This is a genomic window from Streptomyces cinereospinus (assembly GCF_042430725.1).
Taxonomy (GTDB): domain Bacteria; phylum Actinomycetota; class Actinomycetes; order Streptomycetales; family Streptomycetaceae; genus Streptomyces; species Streptomyces cinereospinus.
On sequence record NZ_JBHMCY010000010.1, the window covers coordinates 75,506 to 95,556 of the forward strand.

At 69.1% G+C, this 20,051-nt stretch carries 11 protein-coding genes; 3 read left to right on the forward strand and 8 right to left on the reverse strand.

Annotated features, from left to right (window positions below; translation table 11 throughout):
- Positions 1-4: 4 nt before the first annotated feature.
- From ACFF45_RS07615 to ACFF45_RS07630, 4 genes are all read right to left on the reverse strand, one after another.
- Positions 5-313, reverse strand: coding sequence for a hypothetical protein (locus ACFF45_RS07615; RefSeq protein ID WP_381343652.1), 309 nt, complete (start codon positions 311-313; stop codon positions 5-7).
- Between the two features lie 14 nt (positions 314-327).
- A complete protein-coding gene (locus tag ACFF45_RS07620) occupies positions 328-741 on the reverse strand; it encodes an SRPBCC family protein (protein ID WP_381343655.1) in 414 nt (137 codons plus the stop codon).
- A gap of 166 nt (positions 742-907) precedes the next feature.
- Positions 908-1,189 (reverse strand): DUF6881 domain-containing protein, encoded by a 282-nt coding sequence (locus ACFF45_RS07625; RefSeq protein WP_381343658.1) that lies wholly within the window; start codon positions 1,187-1,189, stop codon positions 908-910.
- Positions 1,190-1,622: 433 nt separating this feature from the next.
- Positions 1,623-9,827, reverse strand: coding sequence for an RHS repeat-associated core domain-containing protein (locus ACFF45_RS07630; protein WP_381343780.1), 8,205 nt, complete (start codon positions 9,825-9,827; stop codon positions 1,623-1,625).
- 815 nt (positions 9,828-10,642) lie between these two features.
- Here ACFF45_RS07630 and ACFF45_RS07635 point away from each other — a divergent pair.
- Together ACFF45_RS07635 and ACFF45_RS07640 are read left to right on the forward strand one after the other, a co-directional pair.
- Positions 10,643-13,579: a DNRLRE domain-containing protein gene (locus ACFF45_RS07635; protein WP_381343661.1), complete on the forward strand. Its 2,937-nt coding sequence runs from the start codon at positions 10,643-10,645 to the stop codon at positions 13,577-13,579.
- Positions 13,580-14,085: 506 nt separating this feature from the next.
- Positions 14,086-14,466 (forward strand): hypothetical protein, encoded by a 381-nt coding sequence (locus ACFF45_RS07640; RefSeq protein WP_381343664.1) that lies wholly within the window; start codon positions 14,086-14,088, stop codon positions 14,464-14,466.
- A 49-nt stretch (positions 14,467-14,515) separates the two neighbouring features.
- Here ACFF45_RS07640 and ACFF45_RS07645 read toward each other — a convergent pair whose 3' ends face one another.
- Complete coding sequence (locus ACFF45_RS07645) at positions 14,516-14,701, reverse strand: DUF397 domain-containing protein (protein ID WP_381343666.1); 186 nt, start codon at positions 14,699-14,701, stop codon at positions 14,516-14,518.
- Positions 14,698-15,342 carry a DUF5753 domain-containing protein gene (locus ACFF45_RS07650; protein ID WP_381343668.1) on the reverse strand — a complete coding sequence of 215 codons (645 nt, stop codon included), beginning with the start codon at positions 15,340-15,342 and terminating at the stop codon, positions 14,698-14,700. Before ACFF45_RS07650 ends, ACFF45_RS07645 begins: the two co-directional genes overlap by 4 nt.
- 1,728 nt (positions 15,343-17,070) lie before the next feature.
- Between ACFF45_RS07650 and ACFF45_RS07655 the strand changes: the two genes are divergently transcribed.
- Entirely contained in the window at positions 17,071-18,387 is a 1,317-nt protein-coding gene (locus tag ACFF45_RS07655; protein ID WP_381343670.1) for an MFS transporter, read from the forward strand.
- Between the two features lie 435 nt (positions 18,388-18,822).
- Here ACFF45_RS07655 and ACFF45_RS07660 read toward each other — a convergent pair whose 3' ends face one another.
- Together ACFF45_RS07660 and ACFF45_RS07665 are read right to left on the reverse strand one after the other, a co-directional pair.
- The gene (locus ACFF45_RS07660) at positions 18,823-19,014 is read right to left on the reverse strand and encodes a DUF397 domain-containing protein (RefSeq protein ID WP_381343672.1); all 192 of its coding nucleotides are present in this window, start codon (positions 19,012-19,014) and stop codon (positions 18,823-18,825) included.
- The gene (locus ACFF45_RS07665; RefSeq protein WP_381343675.1) at positions 19,011-19,904 is read right to left on the reverse strand and encodes a helix-turn-helix domain-containing protein; all 894 of its coding nucleotides are present in this window, start codon (positions 19,902-19,904) and stop codon (positions 19,011-19,013) included. The genes ACFF45_RS07660 and ACFF45_RS07665 overlap by 4 nt, the downstream gene beginning before the upstream one ends.
- Positions 19,905-20,051 lie beyond the last annotated feature (147 nt).

The following is a 20,051-nucleotide window of genomic DNA, read 5'->3' on the forward strand; positions in this document are numbered from 1 at the left end:
GCCTTCACGGCCGGGGGTCGACCCTGCGCCACCGGGGGCGGGCGTCGGTGCCGCGGCGGCCGGCGGCCGAGGCGCAGCGCGGGCACCGCCGGCGCACCTCGTCGGCGGCGCCGCCGGACTCCGGGAAGGTGTCGGGCCAGGAGACGTGCGGGAAGCGGACCAGCCGGGAGCGGCTCAGGGACAGCCCGCACACGGTCTCGTTCCGGCCCGGCTGCCAGGCGTGCACCTCACCGGCGGGCAGCCGGCGGCGGCCCTCCTCCTCGTCGGTCCACTCCCCGGAGGCGGCGACGGCGTAGGACCTGGCGCGCGCCACGGCGTACCCGCCGGTCAGCCGGCCGGGTGCTCGACGCGCAGCCGGACCTGCTCCTCCAGCCGCCGCAGGCTGTCGTCCAGGGCGTCGCCCACGGCCGCCTCGCCCGGATCGTGGCTGTCGTCGAAGAACGACAGGTGCACCGTCACCTCACTGGCTCCGGCCCCGATCCCGGCGACCTGGAGCCAGCCCGCGTAGCTGCCCCGCTCGCGGGTGCCCCACTCCAGCCGCATCTGGTCGCGCTGGGCGCGCAGCAGGGCGGCGGTGTCCTCGTCCGTACGGTCCTCGTGCACCGTGACGGCGGGCAGGTCCACGGCCCGCACGTGCAAGTCCCCCGGCATCCAGGTCTCCAGCCGGCCGACGTCGGCGGCCTCGTCGAAGACCTGCTCGGGCTGGGCCGGCATGGTGCGGGAACGTTCGTACTCGGTCATGACGGTTCTGTCCTCGGCTCGGTGTCACCGGTGCGTGGTCCTGCCGGGTACCCGGCGGCGGGAGCCGCGAATCGGTGGGTGCGGGACGGCCGGCCGGGCAGCCGTACCCCATGACGCCTCAAGCCCGGTGCACGCCGGCCGCCACCACCCTCGACGCAGCGGCGCGTCAAAAGTCCGTGTGCGCCTCGTTCCATGCGCGCTCGAACTCTTCCGGAGTAATCACCTGGGCAGTGAACTCCGGTTGACTGGCAATTTCGCCCAGTAGCGGGAAAGGGATTCCCGAGGGGCCGATAGTTGCAGTTTCGAAACTCTCGTCCGCCCATTCGGATCGACCGTCCCAATAGAACTGCACCTTCCGAGTCTCATATCCGTCGTCGCCGAGTTCGCTGAGATACACCATGGGATCGTCGACAGAGTCGTGAATCCAGACGACCTTGACATACCTCACGAAGTTGATCCGCCGCCAGGGGACTTAACTCCCAGACAGGCAATAACGGTATTCAGCTCGGGATCCATAAAGAGCTGGAAGTAGTATCCGCCCCGGCTTCGATCATCGATGAACCCTATGGATAGATCAGTGCCGCCGTATGAGCGGAGAGCATCAAGGGCATCACTGAATCCGATGGAAGATTGTCCGGAGCGTCGGGTGCCACGCTGCCTCCTCTCGTACACGGCGAGTAGGCGCGGAGTCGCAACAGCTTCAGGCCAGACCTCGTACGGAGCGCCGGAGCTTGCAGCTGATCGCGAAAGAAGACGTACTTCACCCTCTCCCGCTAGGAGTTGAATGAGACGACTTCTTTCCACGATGCCCTCCACTGAATCCGTAGACTTTCCTGCCTACGAGCCGACGCCCTCGCAATACCCTGGCCCCGCGCCGCCCGTCAGCCACCGGGCCTGCGCCACGGCCCCCTATCTATACTGATCTCCGCACCCTCAATCACGCCACGCAATGCGTGCTCGGATTCCTCGTACACCTCATGCGCAGTTCCGTGAATCTGCACGTCCCTCCCAGCCGGGACACTTGAATGCGGAATTCGCATCACGATCCCTCCGGGGCCAAGCTCGTCGGCAGCATCAAGAGCCACGTCTTCATAGTCGTGAGTCCAGGAAGTGAATTCACTATCCGTATTGCCGCCTGCGTGACGTCCCGGATCGCTATGCCCACCGTGCGGGACAGCACGCCCCTCCAATGCATCGTCATACTTCGGATGCCCGTTCGGAACTCCGCGATAAAGGTACCCATCCCCTTCACCACAGTTATGCACGAGTACCGGCGTTGCCCCCGCCAGCACATAGTACGTATGCAGGTCACTGATCGTGAGGTTGTGGACCGTGGCCTGGGGGGCGGTCCAGGGCTGGACGGCCGTGACCTGGACGTACGTCCCCGTGCCCGTCCTCAGCCACTGTCCGGCCCGCAGGTCGCCGGCGTCGACCCAGTCGCTCAGCTCGGGCACCCAGAACGGGTGGCCGTCCGTGGCCGTGACCGACGAGGTCGGCCCGCCCGCCTCGCCGTCGGGGTCGACCGTCACGCGGACCAGGTGCTTGACGCCCTCGCCCTTGATCTCCGCGGTGACCGTCTCCACCGACGTCTCGCCCGTCTCCGGGTCCGTCGACAGAACCTTGTCGCCGTTCTTCACGTCCTTGATCACCTTGGCCGTGCCGTCGGCCATCAGGATCTTCGTGTCCGGCGTGAAGCTGTTGGCGACCGAGCAGCTCTCGCCGCCGCCCGAGTCCTCCTTGCCCGATCCGCCGCCTGAGTCCTCCTTGCCCGAACCGCTGCGCGAACCGCCCGACTTCGACTCCGCCCTGCCGCCGCCCTGTGAGCCCTTCTGCTGGGACGTCTTGCGGGCCTGGACCTGGACGGGGTTGCCCCGGGCGCCCTTCGAGCCGGTGTGGGCCTTCTTCTTCGCGGCGGCCGCCGCCGCCTTCGCCGCGGCTCTCGCCTTGCGTTTGGCTTCGGCGGCCGCCGCCTGCGCGGCCTTCTTCGCCCTGATCAGCGCCGCCTTCGCGGCCTTCGCCGCCCGCAGCCCGCTCTCGGCGGCCGCCCGCGCCACGCGCCACGCCTTCACGGCGCTCATCGTGGAGTTGAAGGCCCGCCACATCTTCTTGCCCTTGGAGAAGACGCTGGTCCACGGAATGGCGTCCATCAGCAGACTGCCGCAGGCCCACATATCGCCCTGGGAGAAGCAGCCCATCACGTCGTTCCAGCCGACGAACTCCTGGAACACCGCCCAGCCCGTGGACAGGATGACGTCGCCCAGCGTGCGGGACAGGGTCCGCTGGTACTCGGCGATCTTCGTCTCCAGCGCCGCGATCGACGCGTCGAAGCTGGACGCCGTGGAGGTCAGACCCGAGGGGTCGGCATGTGTGACCGGGTTGTTGTTGGCGTACGAGTAGCCGTTCGCCTGGAGCGGGTCGCTCTGGTCGAGGACCGGGTCCGCCGAGATGAACCGGCCCGTGCCCGGGTCGTACTCGCGGGCACCCAGATGCACCAGGCCCGTGCCGGCGTCGTCGTCGCCGGTGTGGAAGCCGGTGTGCGAGCGTGTCTTCGGGTTCGCGGCGCGGTCGACGCCCCACGCGTCCTTCTTCGTCAGCCGGACCGTCATCCCGCCGTCGAGGCGGACCTCGGCGATCGGGGTGCCGTTGATATCGGCCGCCTGCGCGAACTGCTGCTCGGTCGTGGCACCCGTGGAGGACACCTCGCGGTAGCGCGTCACCGTCGGGGCACCGGCCCCGCCGTAGGTGCGCTCCACGAAACGGACACTTCCGGCCGTGTTCAGGGACAGCTTGGTGTCGGGCAGGTTCAGTACCGCGCCCGCGCTGGTGCGCTCCAGCAGGCGGTTGCCCATGGCGTCGTAGACGTAGGTCGTCCTCGACGCCGGCTTCCACAGCTGGGTGGCCAGCGCCTGGTTGCAGGTCGCCACGGTCAGGTCGGTGCCCGAGGTGGTGTTCGGCGCGGCCAGGCACAGCCCGGTGTCGACGTGCTGGAGCTGACCGGTGGCCAGGGTCTTCCAGCGCTGGGCAGTGGTCGCCTTGGCGCAGGCCTGGATGAGGACGGCCGACCCGGACGCGGTGCCGTTCGGCTGGGCGCAGCGCCCGGCGACGACGAACTGTCCGAGCGCGGTGTTCTCCACCGAGCCGTTGTCGTCGGCGTCCAGGGCGCGGATCCGGAGGTTCTGCGCCTTGGAGCTGTTGCACGGCCAGATCTGCAGGGCCGTACCGGCGGCCGTCTCGGCTCCTGCCAGGTCGACGCACTTGCCGTCGGCGCCCACCCACGGGCCGGAGCCGTCCGGGCCGAAGCCGGTGACGGTCTCCACCTGGCCGTCCCACGTCCAGGTCAGGCCCTGGGCGGTGTCGCCGCCGGTGGTGCGGCTCGCCAGGTTGCCGGCGTTGTCGTAGCTCTGGTCGGAGCGGGTGGTGACGGTGGGCGCGCTCGCCGAGGCCTTCGACTTCGTCGTGTACGACGTCAGCGTGTGCGGCTGGTCGTTGAGCTGGGTGTCGCTCTTGCCGTACTGGTAGTCGGTGACGGTGTCGAGCGAGGTGTCGACCGTGGTGCCGGTGAGGATCGGGTCGGCCTTGTGCTCGGTCTTCTTCGTGCGGTTGCCGAGGACGTCGTACTCGTACGACTGCCAGTAACCGGACTCGTTGGACGAGACGTTGACCGTGCCGTCGGAGTACACCGGCTCGGCGGTGGACTTGCCGGGGGCGGCGCAGGCGCGGCCGCCGGGCGTGGTCCACGCCTTGCGGAGCTGGCCGAGGGTGTCGTAGGTGAAGCACTGCCGGTCGGTGACGCCGCTGCCGTACGCGTCGGCGACGGTCAGGACGTTGCCGGAGGCGTCGTAGCTGTAGGAGCGGGTGTTGACACTGGTGCCGGGGACGACGGTCTGGTCGGTCGCGACCTCACGCTTGAGCTTGGTGGTGAGCAGCTCGCCGGTGGACTCGTCGAAGATGTTCTCCTGCCACACCCGGTGCCCCTGCTCGCCGACGGTGGAGCGCAGCACCTGGCCGTAGGGCGAGTAGGCGGTCTCGGAGGTGTACCAGTCCTTGCCGGAGACGGTGACCGGCAGGCCGGCCTCGTTGTACCGGGTGACCACGGCCTCGGCGGTCAGACCGCCCGCGGCCGGGGCGGTGTACGACTCCATCTGACCGTCGGAGTTGTACTTGTAGGTGTAGGGGTACTGGGTGGCGAAGCCGTCGGCGGTCTGGCCGGGGGTCGAGCCCGGCGGCAGCGCCACCGTCATCGATGTGGGCTGGTAGTCGGCCGTGTAGCCGCCGATGGTGGTGGTGTACGGCTGGTTGTCGGTGTAGCGGGTGGCCGAGGAGAGCTGTCCCTTGCCGCCGGTCGCGCTGTCGTAGGCGTACGACTGGACGAGCGTGGCGGTGGTGGAGTTCGGCGGGGTGGCCTTGACCTGCTCCACCCGGTTGAAGCGCTCGTAGGTGTAGGCGAGCGTGGTGCCGCGGCCGTCGCGCGCCGACAGGACCCGGCCGTGGTCGTCGTACTCGGTGTGCGTGTCGCCGGAGTCCGGGTCGGTGGTGCCGGTGACCCGGCCGAGGGCGTCGTACGTCCAGGTGCGGGTGTGGCCCTTCTCGTCGGTGCTGGTCACCATGTCGCCACGCTGGTCGTAGTCGTACGTGGTGGTGATCGCGCCGGCCTCGCTGAGGGCGGAGTCGCTGAAGGTGTCCTGGCGCACGGTGCGGCCGAGCGCGTCCGTCCACACCTGGGAGGCGGGGGTGCCCTGGGGCTGGCGGACGATCGTGTTGTCGAGGCCGTACTCGTAGCGGGTGCGGCGGTCGGTGCTGCGGTGGGCGACCGTCCCGTCGGACTTGTAGTACGTCGCGCCCGTCTGCGCGAAGGAGGAGTGGACGGGCGTGACCGTGAGGACGCGGCCGAGGCCGTCGTAGGTGTACGTGGTGGCGTTGGGCACCTGGGAGTCGGAGACCGGGACGACGATGTCGGTGTCGGGCTCGCCCTCCGTGTAGTACGCGTTGCGGGTGAAGCGCACCTGGCCGGACGCGTTGTGGAAGGTGTCCGTGACCAGGCGTCCGCCGCCGACCGCGGGGGTCTGGGACTGGCGCTCGCGGCCGAGGCCGTCGTAGATGGTGGTCGACCGGTCGTAGACCGCCTTGACGCCGTCGTCGGCGGGGGTCGGGTTGTCCTGGAGCGACTCCGTGACCACCGACACCGGCTTCTTCAGGTCGGTGTTGTAGTTGTACTTGACGGTCGGGTCGTCGCTGCCGGACTGGGTGGCGTCCCAGGCGGCCGAGGTGCGGCCGAGCGGGTCGTAGGTGTAGCGGGTGACGCGGTCGTTGGCGTCCTTCGTGGTGAGGGTCGCACCGCGGCCGGGTTCCACCGTGACGGTGCTGGTGAGGCCGGTCTCGGCGTTGTTCACCACCTTATGGCCCTGGATCGTCCTGATCGTGTAGACCTGGCCCTCGGCGGGCTCGAACTCGGTGACGTTCTCCAGGCCGGTCGAGTCGAGGACACTGGTGACCCGGCCGTACTGGTCGTAGGTGGTCCGCGACTCGGGGTTGGCGGTCTGCCAGGCCGTGCCGGTGCCGGTGGGCTGGACCGTCTTGGTCACCAGGCCCTTGGTGGGCGTGGCCTGGTGGTCGGTGTGGCCGTCGTAGAAGACGCGGGAGGCCGAGAGCAGCGTGTTCTGGGTCGCGGCGGACAGTTCGGTGGCACAGGTCGCGGTGCCGGTGGTGCTGACCGTCTGGGCGACCAGGCCGACGAGGTAGTTGTCCCCCGCCGTGTTCTTCAGGTACGAGGTGCGAGTGCAGGAGTCGTCGGCCGGGTCGGCGATGTCGCCGTACTCGCGGACGGTGACCGGCAGACCGTCGGTGTCGTAGTCGGTGTCCGTGCGCAGGGTGCGCAGGGTCGAGCCGTCCGGGCCCTGGCCCGACGCCTTGGTGATGGTCTCGGTCCTGCCCAGCGTGACCCGCTCGGCGACCACGTCGGGGCCGTCCTTGTCGGGGCGTTTGCGGGTGGCCAGACGCACCGGGTCGTCGGGGACGTTGCGGGTGCGCGATATCCAGCCGGTGGTGGTGTCGGCGCCGGAGTCCGGGTACGTCAGCGACTCGGCGACCATGCCGGCGTACGCCTTGCGGTCCTCCTTGAGGACGGCGCCCGTGACGTCGGTCATCGAGTACGAGCGCTTGGGGTTGTCGGACTCGTCGTTCGGGGTGTCGTCGTCGAGGACGTCGTCGCTCATGCCGCGGAAGTAGCGGGTGACCGACTTGGACGCCTTGCTGCCGACGGTGGCGTCGGTGGTGCCCGTCTCGGTGGTGACGACCGGATAACCGCGCCACTGGTCCCAGGTACGGGTCCTCTTGCGGGAGAACTCGGCGGTGTTCTTCGCCCACAGGGCGCCGTCGACGTCGTCCGGGAAGGGCGCGTAGGTGAACCTCGTGGTGAGGGTCTCGCCGTCGATCAGCTGTGGGTACTCGGTGATCCGGTTGACGACGTACTTGTGGAACCAGGAGACGCGTTTGTCGGTGAGTTCGTCGTCGGCGTGCCAGTGGGCCGGATAGCACAAACCCTTGTTCTTGTCCGCCTCGGGGAGGCCGGTGCCGGTGAGGCACGGTCCGCTGGGAGTGGAGTACTCGACCTCGGTGCGGCCGCCGTACTCGGAGATCACGTTCTGGATGCGCAGCCGGGCGAAGAGCGGCGAGGTGTCCGCGGATCCCTGCCTGACCCGGTTGGGCAGCGGGTCGGAGCTGCCGAAGGAGACGGGGTTGAGCGTCTCGGTGGTGCCGTCGACCGCGTACCCCGTGCGGGTGATGGACTCCAGCCAGAGCGCCGTGTACTCGCCCGTCAGGTTCCAGGGGAAGGACTGCTCCAGGGCCCAGGCGTCCACCTTCGACAGCAGGGTCGTGGTGTCGCCGTCGTCCTTGACACCGCAGGCGTTGCGGGCGCCGGAGTCGTCCGCTTCGTCGTACTCGGTCAGCCGCACGCCCTGCTGGCGCTGGGCGCACGCGGTGACCGTGGCCAGGCGCTTGCGGGACCAGAAGGTCGGGGCGTACGTCGAGCACTTGCCGCCGGTGGCGCAGGCGAGGTCGGCCGGGGTGTCGAACCAGGGCCGGGTGAGATGGGACTGCTTGGAGTCGAAGTTGGCGCCCGTGCAGGGCACCTTGAGGACGTTGTCCCAGAAGCAGCGCTCCTGCGCGGTGAACGCGACGCGGCCGAGGGGCTCGTCCAGGTAGACACGCCCTGCGCGCTGGCCGTAGTCGATGCGCTGGAGCCAGCCGGCCCGGTCGTAGCCGACGGCCGGCTTCTCCTTCATGTTGCGCGCGTAGGCGTTCCTCTCCTTCTCCCACCACAGCGACATGGCGTTGCCGCTGGTGTCGACGACGTAGTCGAGCTGGAAGCGCCAGCCCTGGTCGCAGAAGGAGTCCTCGAACTTGGTCGCGTGGCAGGGGTCGGTGCTGTGGTTGCCGGCGACCGGCACGTTGAGCACCGACTTCGTCTCCGGCTTGCCCGTGGTCCAGCCCGGCAGGCGGTTGAGGCCGAAGTAGTACCGCATGCCGTCGCTGGTGGTGACCCGCCAGAACTCGCCGTCGTTGTCGCCGTTGTTGGAGGCGGTGATCCCGGTGACGGCCTCGTAGTCGTGCTCGTCGAGCAGCTCGATGCGCAGGTTGTCGCCGAGTTCGCTCGTCCACTGCCCGGACGTGTCGTCGCGCACCAGTTCGGTGGTGGTGCCGTTCAGCGACAGCACGGCGTTGTCGGTGCCCCAGCACTGGTCGCCGGTGAAGTGCTTGTCGTTGTTGGCGTTCACGGTGTCCGCGGCGCAGCCGACGAACGTACGGGTGATGGAGCCGGGGTTGTAGTCCCAGCCCTCGCCGATCCAGGAGACCTGGTTGTTCGTGGCGGACGTACGGCCGTCGGAGGACTGCGAGTTGTAGCCGAGGGTGACGTTCGGGGTCGGGCCGGACGGGACCTCGGGGGCGGCCATCGTGTACGCGTACGTGAAGGCGCCCGTGGAGCCGCCCTGGGACCAGGAGCCGGCGGAGACCAGCGGGGAGGCGGCGAAGTCGCCGCCGGATCCGGCGCCGTGGGACGTACCCACGAGGAGACCGCCGCCGGTGCCCGCGGCGGTCTGCTGGACCGACGACGTGGCCTCGCCCCGCCAGACGGCCGAGTCGACCGTGCCGTTGTCGGTGCTCGCGGCGGGCGGGGTGGTCAGGGGGGTGCCCGCCGCGGCGGCCGCGTCGAGGTCGGCGGTGTCCACGGTCAGGTTGAGCAAGGTCTCGGGGACCTGCTCGGTGGTGGCGGTAGGGCCGTTGGGCTCGTCGGGGGCGGGGTCCTCGCCGGGGTCCGGGTCGGAGCCCGTGGTGTCGCCCGCATCGATGGGCACGGTCACGGTGTTGCCGGTGCGCTCGACCTCGGTGGTCACCGGCAGGCCCGTGGAGCACTCCTCCAACTCGGGGGTGTCCGCGTAGCAGGCGGGCATGAGCGTGAAGGAGAGCCGGTCCAGCCACTGGGCGCTGTACGCCTCGGCGAAGCGGGTGGCGTCGATGGAGACGACCGCCTCACCGGTGGCGGTGTCGGGCGCGTCCACGGCGAGCATCAGACCCTGCGCACCGGCCGACACGGCCTGGCTCTCCGGAGCGACCGTGACGCTCCAGGTGCCTTCGAGGGCGTCCGCCTGTGCGGACGTCGCACCGTCGGGAGCGCCGACGGCGACGCTCAGCGTGCCGTCGGTGGAGGCCGCGACCTGGGTGGTGGTGCCCGGGGCGAGATTGTCGACCGGCTTGCTGCCGGTGGCCGGCGGGACCTCGGCGACGGCCGCGGGCTGGTACTCCCTCTCCGGCTCGGTGAAGATCTGACCGGACAGCTCGCCCATCTGCCCGGTCAGCGCCTCGTCGAGCGGGACGGCGTCGGTCTTCTGCAGCTCGTCCAGCTCGACGCTCGTGCGCGCGTCGTCATCGTCGGGACCGAACGCCGTCGCGCTGGGCAGCAGCGCGACGTTGAGCGCGAGGACGAGTCCGGCGACGACGCCGACCCGGGTCCTGCGCCGGATCAGCCGCTCACGCGGCGATCTCCCTAACAGCGAACCTCTGCCACACCACGACAGCACCCCACGCACGGCCAATCGACCCTTCCCGAGTCACTGACCATCACAAGACGCCCTGCCTGAGGGAGGCACAGGAACGCTCGGAAAGATGGCACATGAATGATCACCGACAGGCATGAAGGTGCGGCTTCGTGAAAGTTCGCGTCAAGCTTTGAAGATTCTGTGTCGTCCACGTCACATTCCAAACAGTCGCAAAGGGCTGCAAAAAAGTGCGCCGCGGACCCGGAGGGAGGCTCCATCCACTTCCACGTATTCCATGGCGGTTGATCTCAACCGCCAGGCTTGCCCATACTCCAACCGCCCGATCCGGCGCGTCGCGCGCTCGCACGGCTTGTCTTCGTGCAGACCCGCGGGCACCCCCGACGAGAGAAGGGCCCGCCCCTGTGAGCGAGATCGACACAGACGCAACTCCACGCGGAAGCAGACGAGTTCGAGGCGCGATCGCAGCCGCGGTGGCGTTAGCGGTGCTGGTCGGCGCCGGCGCCGTACTGGCCCTGCGGGACGGCTCCCCCGACGAGGCACCCGAAGTCCGCGACCAGGCCACGCGCCTCATAGGCGAGGACGAGGCCCAGCGTCAAGCGCGAAGGGTTGGCAAGAGGACCGAAGTCACCGCGCTGTCCGATGAGTTCTCCACAACCTTCGCCAATCCAAATGGATCGTTCACCTACATTTCATCTGTCGATCCCGTGCGCGCCAAGAACGCCAAGGGGGAATGGGCGGCTGTCGACACGACTCTGCAGAAGGGGACGAAGGGCTGGAGGACCGTCAACAGTCCTTTCCCGGTGACCTTCTCGGCAGGGCAGGCGGATACCACGGTGAACAGGGCCGTGTACCGCAGCAGTCGCAGCGGGGTCCGCCGGGTGGCCGACGAAGCGGACACCTGGACCCCGCTGCTGACGATGACCGCCGACGGGCACGAGATCCAGGTCGCCTGGCCCGGCCCGCTGCCCGAGCCGGTGGTGCAGGACAACCGGGCGCTGTACGAGGGGGTCCTGCCCGACGTCGACCTGCTGCTGACCGCCCGCAACACCGGATACACACACGTCCTCGTGGTCCACACACCCGAGGCCGCGGCCCGGCTGGCCGAGAAGCCGCCGGCGTACCGCTTCACCTCCCACACGCTCTCCTTCGTCCTCGACCCCGTCACCAAGGTCCTCACGGGCAAGGACAGTGCGAACATGGAGGTCGTCGTCGCCCCGACGCCGTTCCTGTGGGACTCGGCGGGCACACACGACGAGACGGCGCCGGACCCGGACCTCGAGGCCGGGACGGGCACGAACGAGGACCCGGAGCAGATCGAGCCGGCGCCCTCGCGGCCGGAGCAGCCGGCCACGGACCCCCCCTCGGACGACGACGGCGGCGGCATCGAGCCCGCGGCCCACCGCGCGGCGGGCACGGCCGAGTCCGCCCTCGCCCTGCCCGCCCTGCACGGCCCCGGCGAAGGCGCCCACGCCGCCACCGCCGGCGCTTCCTTCAGCGAAGACGTTCTGACGATCACGCCCCCGGCGACATATCTCCAGGGCACGGCGGGCCTGACGTACCCCTTGTTCCTCGACCCGTCCACGACGGCCATCCGCGCCAACTGGACGACGGTCTACAAGAAGTACCCGAGCTCGAGCTTCTACGACGGTGCCAACTACAACGAGGACACCAAGGAGGCCCGCGTCGGCTACGAGCGGGACACCTGGGGCACCGCCCGCTCCTTCTTCAAGATGGCGCTGCGCAACAACATCAAGGGCGCGGACGTCTCCAGCGCCACACTGAAGGTGCTGGAGACGCACTCGTGGTCGTGCAGCAAGCGCACCATGCAGATCTGGCGCACCGACCCGTTCGGCACCAGCACCACGTGGAACCGCCAGCCGGCCTGGAAGCGGAAGATCACCTCCAAGTCCTTCGCCTACGGCTGGAAGTCGTCCAGCTCCTGCCCGGACGCGTTCGTCAACTTCACGGTCACCTCGCTGGCCCAGGAGGCCGCCGACAACGGGTGGAGCTCGTTCAACATCGGCATGGTCGCCTCCACGTCCACCTCGGCGCCGACGACGTCCTCGTCCGCGCTGGAGACGGACACGTACTCCTGGAAGATGTTCCGCGCCGAGGGCGGCGGATCGCCGGAGATCTCCATCACCTACAACCGCAGGCCCAACACCCCGAGCTCCGTGACTTTGACCCCGGGCTACTGCGACACCAGCTCCAGCCCGTACATCAAGATCGGCAAGACGAGCGAGCTGTACATGTCGGCCAAGGGCACGGACCCGGACGGCACTCTCAGCAAGCTCGAGTTCGAGATCGGCAGGGACAACGACTACACCAACACCAAGCAGTCGTACAACGTCAGCATCACCAACGGCGAGACGGGCTCGGTCAAGGTGCCCTCGCCGGTCAACGGCGTCACCTACCGCTGGCGTGTGCGTGCCTGGGACTCCAAGGTGAGCGGTGACTGGGCGCCCAGCACCAGCACCTACTGCCGCTTCGTCTACGACTCGGACCTGCCCGACTCCCCGGGCCAGGTCGTCTCCCCGCAGTTCCCAGGTGACACCGGCGACGCCAGCACGAGTGACGTCTGGTCCACCGTGCCCTTCGGCACCGGCGGGGACTTCACCTTCAAGGTCGCCTCCACCGAGACCGACATCGTGAAGTTCGTCTACTCCATCAACGCGACGACGTACGACGCCTACGTCTGCGCGAACGGCAAGCAGGGCTCGACCGGCGGCGGCACCGTCTCGTGCACCACACCCGTCAAGACGGCCACCGCCACGGGCGTCAAGCCGCCCGCGGCCGGGCCCAACACCCTGTACGTCAAGGCGGTGGACACGGCGGGCAACGTCTCGCCCAACGCCACCAAGCACTTCTTCTACGTCAAGCCGCGCGAGCTGCCGGACGGACCCGGTGACCTGAACGGCGACGGGAAGGCCGACCTCGCGCATGTCACCGCGGCCGGCAACCTCTGGATCGACAACGTCTCCCAGGACGGGAAGTGGCTCTCCAGCACCTGGGGCACCCACGACAACGGCACCCTGCTGAGGGACGGCGCCACGGCGCCCCACATCTGGAACGGTACCGACACCTACGCCCTGGTCACCCACAGCGGCGACTTCGCCCCCGCGGACGGCGTAGCGGACTGGGTGATCCGCACCCCGGACAACCGGCTGTTCCTCTACCCCGGTGACGGGTACGGCGCCATCGATGTGAACCGGCGCGTGGAGATACGCCTCCCCGCCAACGCGCCCTCCCCCTCGACCTTCTCGGAGATCAAGTCGGCCGGTGACATCACGGGTGACGGCCAGCCGGAACTCTTCGTGGCCGGCGGCGCGCTGGGCGCCGAGCTGTGGGTGTTCAGCGGCTACAGCGGCGGCACCTTCGAGACGGCGACGCAGATGACGACGACGTCCTGGGCGGACCGGGACTTCGTGGCGATCGCCGACTACAACGCCGACGGCGCCGCCGACATGACGTTCCGCATGGCCTCGGGCAGCATCCAGCTCCGCAAGGGCAAGCCCGACCCGTCGGGCGCCGGTACGGAGCTGAAGAGCCTCGGGCAGTCCGGCTGGAGCATGGACGGCGACGACGTATACGCCTCCGGCATGACCCTCGCCGCCTACCCGCAGCTCTACGGCACCGCGGACACCACCGGCAACGGCACCCCCGACGTCTGGGCGACCAACAGCGCCGGAGCGCTGCTCCTGTTCGAGGGCGGTGCGGCCTCGCTCGGCACTCCGACGACGGTGAGGTCGAGCGGCTTCAGCACGATCAGGCAACTGGGCTGAGCCGGACCGGACACCTCACGGCCGGCCTCGTCGCACGACGCGACGGGGCCGGCCGCTCCGGTGCGCGGGCCCCGCCCGCCTCGTTCGCCAGGACGCCTGCCGACGCGTCCCGAAGAGCCGCGCCGAGCCGGACGCTCCCTTCTTCCACCTCTACGGGATCGGCCTCGACGACACCGCCTATGGCCGCCGCTGGCCTGACCCTGGAGACCCCGCTCACCGAGGGCGAGTCCGGTACCTACCGCTCCGCCCTCACCCCCCCCCGGCCAGGGTCCCCGACACGACCGACCTACCCCCGGGGTGGCCCCGCCTGGCGGCCACCCCAGGACATGCCCCACCGCTCAACCAAGGAACAGCGCACGTGGTACGTCGAAGCCAGAGCAGCAGTCCTCGTTCGGTCGTCGTCCTGACCTCGGGTACGGACTGGGGTTACCCGTGCCGCCGGGCAGCGGCGGAGCAGCGGGGCCGAGTCACCCATACCCAAGCGGCAGCCCGCGAAGATCAAGGCCTTGCAGCAGACCATCAGGGTGGCCCGCCTGGCGATCGACACAAAGCGCTGGAACGAGGCGCGTTACGCACTCAGCCGGGCTCGGGCCATCGCCAACGCCCTCCCCGCCAACGTGGCCCCGCAAGAGCGCGAGCAACTCGCAGCGCTCCGGAAGAAGTACGCGGCGCGCAACACGCCGGCCGCGAAGAACGCCAAGCAGGCGAAGGCGACCCCGGCCAAGCGCACGGGCGGCAAGCCGCCTGCCTCGAAGAAGTCCGCGGCGAAGAGCGCCGCCCAGCACTCGAAGCCCGCCCCTGTGAACGACCTCGGTGACCGCTTCATCAACCGTGCGGCCCTCGGCTACGGCCCGACGAAGGAGACCAGGCGCTCCCGAACGCGGTGAGGGCGTGCCGTCCGGTACTCCTCCAGCCGACGGCACGCCCTCAAGTCGCTCAGCGCTCCGCCGCGAACCGCACGAACCGCCCCCAGCCCTCACGGCCGACGGCGAAGGCCGGGCGGGTCACGTCCTTGGAGTCCCTTACGTGGACGGCCTGCTCGGCGACGGCGACTTCCACGCAGTCGTCCCCCGAGCTACCGCTATAGCTTGACTTGAACCAGGCGAGCTCCGTCGTGCTCATGTCTCTCCTCGCAGTCGCTCCAGCAGGGCCCGGGAATCTTTGGGGTGCAGGGCCTGCGACCGCAGTGTGTCATAGCGCTGCTGAAGAACTCTCACCTCCTTCGAGTCGCCAATCAGCCGCCCGCTCTCCTGGCCCTCCGAGTATGCGAGTCGACGCCCTTCTGGGGTCTCCAGTAGGCGCAGAGGCCCATCCATGCACGAGTGGTACTCGGCTTCTAGCGGCATGATCTGCAATGCCACATTGCGAGGCGATGTGTGCTCCAGAACGTGGTTCAGCTGCTCGCGCCGCACCTCGGCACCGCCCAGTCTCCGTCGCAGGACCGCTTCCTCAACGATGAAGTGGAACGGAACTGTCGCACGCTCGTAGAGCATCCGCTGCCGCTCCATCCTCGCCTCGACCTGAGCCTCCAACTGCTCGTCCGTCAGCAGCGGAATGCGGTTCTCGAAGAGTGCCCGCGCATACCCCTCCGACTGCAACAACCCCGGCACCAACCGGCACTCATACGTACACAGGCTCACCGTCCCGAACGTCCGCAGGCTGTCCGACGGATGCGGCTCCCGCTCCCCCTCCCCCACCACGACCGCCCGCGCACCGGCGCCCTCGGCCCCGGCCGCCTCCCCCTCGACCCCGGTCACGTCCATCCGCCGCCCCTTTCCTCTTCTCCGGACCACACCGCGACGGCTCCTCACGCCGCCCGCAATCGCCTCCAGCCTGACGGGAAAGCAGACGTACCGTCCACTCTTCGTGTCCGTACGCTGACTCAACGTACGGGATGCCACCCTCGCCCCCACCCCGTCCGACCGCCACCCGGAGGAGTCAGGGACACGGCGAAGGAGAACGCGAGTCAGCGCCCGAAGATCTCCGGACAGCGCGGGACCAGGCTGGGGACGGCTCTTGGCAGACGCCGTAACCGGCCCGGCCACAGGGTGCGACTCTCCTTGGCTCCGCGCGAGGCCCAGTGGTCCGCTCCGGGCCGCTCGGGCCGTCGACTACGTTGCCGCCGTCCGCGTCGCACCACCGGCCGCCGCGCAGCGTGCGACGCCCTGTTCGGGTTAATCGACGTCTCCTCCGGTGGAATGCGTCAGCCGCGTGAGCCCACCCCGCATTCGCGCGCCGGCAGCGCCGGCCCATTGCCTGTTGCCGCCCCCTTGACGCCACGTGGCATCCGGTCCTACCTTCCAAGCACTCTGTATCGATCGATACAGACACACTTCCCAGCGCGGGATGCTCCCCGGCCATAAGCACGGGCGGGCGACAGCGCATCGCACCATCTCCAGCCAGCAAGGGAACCTTATTCACGTGTCTTCCACACTCACATTCGAACCCGAGGCCAATGCCAGCCCGGCGATCGTTTGTCTCACTGTGAGCGGGGCTTCTGTCGTGACACGTTGTCGTGCGCCACTCCGATCTCTTCGGCCGCCTCAGCCTTGTCACCCACGGCTTGGCCGGCGATGTCGATAACGTCGGTGACCGCCGTATCCCCGCGGAAACCCAGGCCGTCTACGGGTGGGGCAACAATTCCGCGACTGTGCGGACAACGCCCACCTGCCCCAAGGCGGCGCCTGCGGCTGTGCCGACCTCGGCTCACCGGTTTCCCGCCGCCGCCAGGTCATCACCGCCGACCGAACGACCGCGACCATGTGAACTCCGGGGACGACTCGCTCGCCGCCAAGCCGTCGATGCTCGCCGGGTGATCCCTCGGCGTCGCCGGCCGCCCACGATGAGGCTCCGCCCAGTAGCCGCGAACGGACGGTCGAACTCGTCGTCGCCATCGGTACCCGCCCACGCCGATCGGGGCTGAGCACAAGCGGACCGACGCCTTCGCGTCTTCCCATCGGAGCAGCCCCAGACTGCATTCGGTGCAGCCTTGGCAAGTCCTTTCCGGGAAACTCCCCGGCGCGACCCCCGGCTCATCAGCCTCGTTGAGTGACGAACCCGACGACCTGAAACCGCCTCGCTGAATCGCAGCTTGCGACGAGCTCGTGAGCGCCATCAAAACGACTCCCACACGCGCCGCTCCCACTGACCAAGTGCCGGTCCCCGTGAACCATCGGGGGAAAGCCCGGCCAGATCGCGTACCGCGACGAACGCGATGCTCAAACAGTCGATGCTCGAGTTCGATCCGAACGCTCGCGAAGAGCGCCACACGGCGGGATGCCGAAAACTCATCGACTCGAAACGCCACCACTATGTCCCCGCTTCGCCCACCGCGAGGCGGCCGTTTGATCGCATCCATCCATGAGCGGCTGCGGCCGGCACTTTCGGCATGGGTCCCCAGGCGTCGGCCGAACTGCACTCTCCTGCCGTCCCGGCATGGTCCTACTTGACGAGGAGTACAGATGACACCAATCCAACGTCGTAACCCCTGGATGGTCGTGGTGGGTTCCGGCCTCGCGCAGACCGTCGGTCACGGACCGCTCGTACTGAGCACCTTCGGCCTCTTCCTGCTCCAGATCACCGACGAGACCGGGTGGGACCGATCCACCGTCTCGGTCGCCTTCACGGTTTCCGCAGTCAGCTTCGCGGTCGGTACACCACTGGCCGGCCGACTCCTCGACCGTTACACGTTGCACGCCGTGCTGATTCCCTCCTACCTCCTCTACACCGCCTCAGTCGCCTCCATCTCCCTCGTGCCACCCAGCCTGCCCGTCTTCTACCTGCCGTTCCTGCTGGCCGGCTTCTTCGCCGGCGGCACCTTCCTGCCGTTCTCCAAAGCGGTTGTCAGCTGGTTCGACAACAAGCGGGGAACGGCCATCGGAGTGACGGCCGCGATCGCCGCGTTGGGGGCTTCGCTCACCCCGATCCTCGCCCGCACCCTTATCGACGCGGTCGGCTGGCGGCAGGCGTACGTCTGGATGGCCCTCGTGGCCGCGCTCATCTCCCTGACGGCGACCACCGCGTTGGTGCGGGTCCGGGGCGAGCGCAGCAAGCGCGGCCGACTGCTCGAAAACACTGCCGGCGGGGACCGTGAGGCCCACGTCGTGCTCCCCGGTCTCACCGTGCCGGAGGCGCTGGCCGGCCGGCACCTGTGGATGATCGGCGCTGTACTGTGCTTGAGCAGTCTCGCGATCAGCGGCATACAGGTGAACGTGGTCCCGATGATGACGGACGACGGCCTGCCGCCAGGCGAGGTCGCGTCTCTGCTCAGCATCTACGCACTGGCGTCGCTGGCCGGCCGCATCATCAGCGGCGTACTGCTCGACCGGATCCCCGCCCGGCTGGTCGCCGCAGTCGTGTTGCTCTGCCCGGTGGTCGGGCTGTTCCTGCTCCGACCGCCCTTCGTCAGTGCGGCGGTCGGCATCGCCCTGGTCGGGCTGGCCTTCGGTACGGAGATCGACCTGCTCTCCTTCCTCGTCAGCCGCTACCTGGGGCTACGACGGGTCGGGACGCTGCTGGGAATGCTCCACAGCGCGATTCTCCTGTTCAGCGCACTCGGTCCTCTACTGACCGAGCTCGGCCGCCACGCAGCCGGGGACTATCGCGCGCTGTTTCCCTACATCGCCGCTGCGCTGGTGCTCTCTTCGCTCATCGCGCTGTGTCTCGGCCCTTACCGGTACCCCGCTGTCCGCGGCTTCGACCAAGCGGTCGCGCAGATGGAGGCCACTTCCGTGGCGCCACTCACCGAGCCGGCCGGCGCGGTGAGCCCTTCCGGCTCCGGCCGCGTGCCGGACTCCGACCTTCGGTAGCGCCGTGCTCGTCGTGAAGGGGGAGTTCACGCGTGCACCTCCGACGGCTTGTCGCTGGCTGCCGGACTGGACCGAGGCCCGCGTCTGGCCACGCCGCGAGCGTTCCGGCTGGACGAATCGCGCCAGACCGGCCCGCTGGACCGCGAAGACTGCCGGTGTGCGGGTCGTCGTCCGCATGCTCAGTGGGGACTGATTCGCCCCGTCGCACGCCGTTCCCCCGGCTCCAAGCACGCGCCGGCCAGTGGCGCGTAGGGGCCGGGGGAACACTGAACGGGCGCGGAAAGGGGCACAAGCACGGCGCGCGGCCCGAGCAGCCCTCCCCAGGAGCAGCGACGGCCCTCGGCTACGGCCCGACGAAGGAGACCAGGCGCTCCCGAACGCGGTGAGGGCGTGCCGTCCGGTACTCCTCCAGCCGACGGCACGCCCTCAAGTCGCTCAGCGCTCCGCCGCGAACCGCACGAACCGCCCCCAGCCCTCACGGCCGACGGCGAAGGCCGGGCGGGTCACGTCCTTTGAGTCCCTTACGTGGACGGCCTGTTCGGCGATCGCTACCTCCACGCAGTCGTCGCCCTGGCTGCCGCTGTAGCTGGACTTGAACCAGGCGAGATCGGTCGTACCGCTGTTCATAGCTCTCCTCGCAGTCGCTCCAGCAGGGCCCGGGATCCCTTGGGGCTCAGGGCCTGCGAGCGCAGTGTTTCATAGCGCTGGCAGATCAGGCTCACCTCTTTCCGGTCGGCAATCAACCGCCCGTTCTCCTGCCCCTCGGAGTAACCGAGGCGCTGCCCTCCGGGGGTCTCCAAGATCCGCATCGGCCCGTCCAGACACGCGTGCAACCCAGCCGCCAACGGCACCACCTGAAGCGTCACATTGCGCGGGGTGGTGAGCTCAAGAACGTGGTTCACCAGCCCACGCATTGCCTCTGCTTCCCCGAACCTCCGCCGGAACACATGCTCCTCGACGATGAAGCTGAACGGCACCGTCGGCCGCTCCCGCATCACCGCCTGCCGCTCCATCCGTACGGCGAGCTGCACCTCCAGCTCCTCATCCGTCCGCAGCGGAATCGTGCCCTCGAACACCGCCCGCGCATACCCCTCCGACTGCAACAACCCCGGCACCAACCGGCACTCATACGTACACAGGCTCACCGCCTCCCGCTCCAGCCGAGCCCACCGCCGGAACCACGCCGCCAGCCCCGCCTCCCCCCGCGTCAGATGCCGCGCGGCCTTCCGCAGCGCACCTGTGTTGCCCAGGGCCTCCTCCGCCCGCTCCACGAACGCCTCGTCCGGCATCCGCCGCCCCAACTCGACCGACTCCACCGTGTGCTTGGAGTACTGGACCCGGGCACCGAGGTCGACCCGGCTGAGCCCCGCGTGCTCACGCAACGCCTGGACGACGGCCCCGAACGTCCGCAGGCTGTCCGACGGATGCGGCTCCCGCTCCCCCTCCGTCACCACGACCGCCCGCGCACCGGCGCCCTCGGCCCCGGCCGCCTCCCCCTCGACCCCGGTCACGTCCATCCGCCGCCCCTTTCCTCTTCTCCGGACCACACCGCGACGGCTCCTCACGCCGCCCGCAATCGCCTCCAGCCTGACGGGAAAACAGACGTACCGTCCACTCTTCGTGTCCGTACGCTGACTCAGCGTACGGGGTGCCACCCTCGTCCC

Coding starts and splice junctions, on each gene's coding strand:
- ACFF45_RS07620 (WP_381343655.1), bottom strand. CDS start 741: ATGACCGAGTACGAACGTTCCCGCACCATGCCGGCCCAGCCCGAGCAG.
- ACFF45_RS07665 (WP_381343675.1), bottom strand. CDS start 19,904: ATGGACGTGACCGGGGTCGAGGGGGAGGCGGCCGGGGCCGAGGGCGCC.
- ACFF45_RS07655 (WP_381343670.1), top strand. CDS start 17,071: ATGGTCGTGGTGGGTTCCGGCCTCGCGCAGACCGTCGGTCACGGACCG.
- ACFF45_RS07660 (WP_381343672.1), bottom strand. CDS start 19,014: ATGAACAGCGGTACGACCGATCTCGCCTGGTTCAAGTCCAGCTACAGC.
- ACFF45_RS07650 (WP_381343668.1), bottom strand. CDS start 15,342: ATGGACGTGACCGGGGTCGAGGGGGAGGCGGCCGGGGCCGAGGGCGCC.
- ACFF45_RS07645 (WP_381343666.1), bottom strand. CDS start 14,701: ATGAGCACGACGGAGCTCGCCTGGTTCAAGTCAAGCTATAGCGGTAGC.